This window comes from Paenibacillus sp. KS1, assembly GCF_001680695.1.
Lineage (GTDB): Bacteria > Bacillota > Bacilli > Paenibacillales > Paenibacillaceae > Paenibacillus_B > Paenibacillus_B suaedae.
In genome coordinates this window covers 1-2492 of record NZ_MAIS01000198.1, presented here as the reverse complement: position 1 = coordinate 2492, position 2492 = coordinate 1, and the positions used below count along the sequence as shown (strand labels likewise).

The following is a 2492-nucleotide window of genomic DNA, read 5'->3' as shown; positions in this document are numbered from 1 at the left end:
CAGCAAGAATCGTACTAGCGATTCCTTGGTCTCTGGGTTCCTCCAGCCTCTTGCATCGGTGAATACTTTGCCAAGCAGTATCGTAACAGCATTAATAAGCTCAAATTCGTTTATCCCTTTGACTTCCTTTTTATTCCTCCTTTTTTAGCAGCTCTTCCTTCAACTCTTCCACTACTACTAGTTCATGTTTTGCCATTCGTTTCGTCCTAAGATTTTGGTCATTTAAAAAAATGGCTCGTTCCCCCTCATTATTCGAGTTAGAATAAGCCTTTAAAAGTTTATTAAGTGTTTGTTTAAGTTAATTACTGTTTGGTTTGTTGGGTGTATTGTAGATCAACCATCAACAACACTGTAGTTATCACCCCATGAATGTTCATATGGTAATCCAAGATAATGAGTAACCATTATTGCATGTGCAACCGATGCAAGTATACATCCGTTCCATAGATGGTTTTAATTGACTATTTAATAATACGTTAGAATTTGACCAATATCGTCAGACTTAGCAGTAAAATCCTTCCCAGTACCTATTTTTACTTAAAATGTCATTAGCAAACCACACTTGGCTGCGTTTGCTTCCTCATATATTCGTATAAGTTCATCGTATGCTTCAATTAATTCATCAATTGGAGTTTCATAGATGACATCATTTGACAGGGGCAGGCCGTTAATACTCAAATTTCGTTTTAAATGAATGAGTTCATTACATATAAAGGGGATATCTTCAGCATAAACGAAACCCATCCCCATTCCACCAGGATCGAGTCTAAAAGCTCCTGATTTTAAAGCCCGCCCAAGTATATAGTATTCTGGATGAAAACGCGTAGACATCACCTGCAATGCTTCAATTAAGGAGTCCCATGCATAGTACAGTCCCGAGTCTTCCTCCAGTGAATAATAAAGCGTCATAGCAAAATCAGAAAGCTCCTGCACTCCTCCGTTTTCTAGTTCTTCTTCCCATCCAGCGTTCAGTAAATCTCCTGTATATACGGAGCGAACCCTCCCCATATTTTCTGTAATGAACGATTTCAATGATCCAGTATCATTTGTAATGCCAGCAGCAATAATGATTTCTCTTAATTCCTTATTAAAGCCAACAGTATCGAATATAAATGCTTTATGTTCCATACTCATAATTGATTAAGCTTCCTTTTCTTTTTGGTGAAGAATTGATAATGTATGTGTCAATTCTTTTGCAATATCGCCTTTTGCTTTTCCATTCATAATGGGCTCTAGCATCTCATAGGCATATTTAGGAGGAAGATACTTTGCAAAAATAGCAACAATCTCTTTTGCGTAGGAATCAATTTTTATATTTAAAATCTGTTTACCAATTGCAATCAATTTTTGATAATATTTAATGCTAGACAGAGTAAGCAATCTTTTCTCGGATGCATTCCAAAGTGCCTCTAAAGCGCAAATAATCACATCTTCATAATCATCTCTCTTCAATTTTTGTATCCATTCTCTATCTTTGAACAAGAATGAGCCAAGCGCATTTATAATAAATTCTACATCCTCAGATAATAAGATCATGTTACTAGAATAATTGTATAATAAGTTTAACTTAACACGTGGATGATAATCGCTTTCGAAGAAAGCCTCTTCAGCTCCTTTAGGGCCATTTACAAGACGAATAATTGCTGATTGAAGAACCGCCTTTTCACTTATTGGAGCATTAAAGTCCTCTTCTGAAATCGATTTTTCCTTTTCTTGAAGACTGCTCAAACTTTGAATATCATGTATACTTAGGAGGCTATGAATGGCTTCGATTCTTACTCGTAATGTTTGATGATAGAGAGCCTCATTTAATCTCGGAATGAATATTTTATTGCGTGAAGCCCCCATAGCAATTACGGTCTCAATTGATAAGTCTTTACCGTGTTGACGAAAAGCCTTGCTTAATTGTTCATCAGTAATTACAACCCTAACATTATTTTCATTATAAGCTTGGTACACCAAAACTCCTCCTATTAAGCTAAGGGTTTTTGAAAAATTTAGGACTATATACTTCGCTTTCTGCCGGAGCCCCCGTCTTTGGATCATATCTTTGTATTATAACCTTTTTTGGTGATTCTCCATACTTCTGCTCATATGCATCAATGAATCTCCGAATTTCTTGTTTATCTTTAGAAATTGGTCTGCCTACAGGTTTATCATCAATGATGTTCCCAATCGGAGGTCCTTGAACTGCATCTGGTATAGCCCTCTGGTATTTCTTTGATGGTTTACCGTTTTTATCAATCCTTTTTGGGACTTCGATAACATTACCCTTTTTATCTTTAAGAGGCTCATTAACCGTATCAAACCCGCCACTCTCCCGACGTTCATCTGCCCTTTTTTTATGCACCTCTTTACCAATTTTCGTACTATTAGTTTCACCTGTGATATTACTATTTTTTTTACTAGAGGTTGAACCAGATGCTGAACCTCCTGGATTACTACCCGGATAATATTTCCGAACCTCGATCTGATTCTTCGTCGGCTCAAGA

At 36.6% G+C, this 2492-nt stretch carries 3 protein-coding genes; all 3 read right to left on the bottom strand.

The window, feature by feature from the left end; genetic code table 11:
* Nucleotides 1-537 precede the first annotated feature (537 nt).
* A complete protein-coding gene (locus tag BBG47_RS27705) occupies nt 538-1134 on the bottom strand; it encodes a hypothetical protein (protein WP_065294427.1) in 597 nt (198 codons plus the stop codon).
* A gap of 6 nt (nt 1135-1140) precedes the next feature.
* Nucleotides 1141-1959 (bottom strand): hypothetical protein, encoded by an 819-nt coding sequence (locus BBG47_RS27700; RefSeq protein ID WP_065294426.1) that lies wholly within the window; start codon nt 1957-1959, stop codon nt 1141-1143.
* A 19-nt stretch (nt 1960-1978) separates the two neighbouring features.
* On the bottom strand, nt 1979-2492 hold a 514-nt coding region (locus tag BBG47_RS30210), incomplete at its 5' end, for a hypothetical protein (RefSeq protein WP_175400658.1).

What these genes read in the sequence shown, in the direction of transcription:
- BBG47_RS27705 (WP_065294427.1), bottom strand. Translation starts at nt 1,134, where the DNA reads ATGAGTATGGAACATAAAGCATTTATATTCGATACTGTTGGCTTTAAT.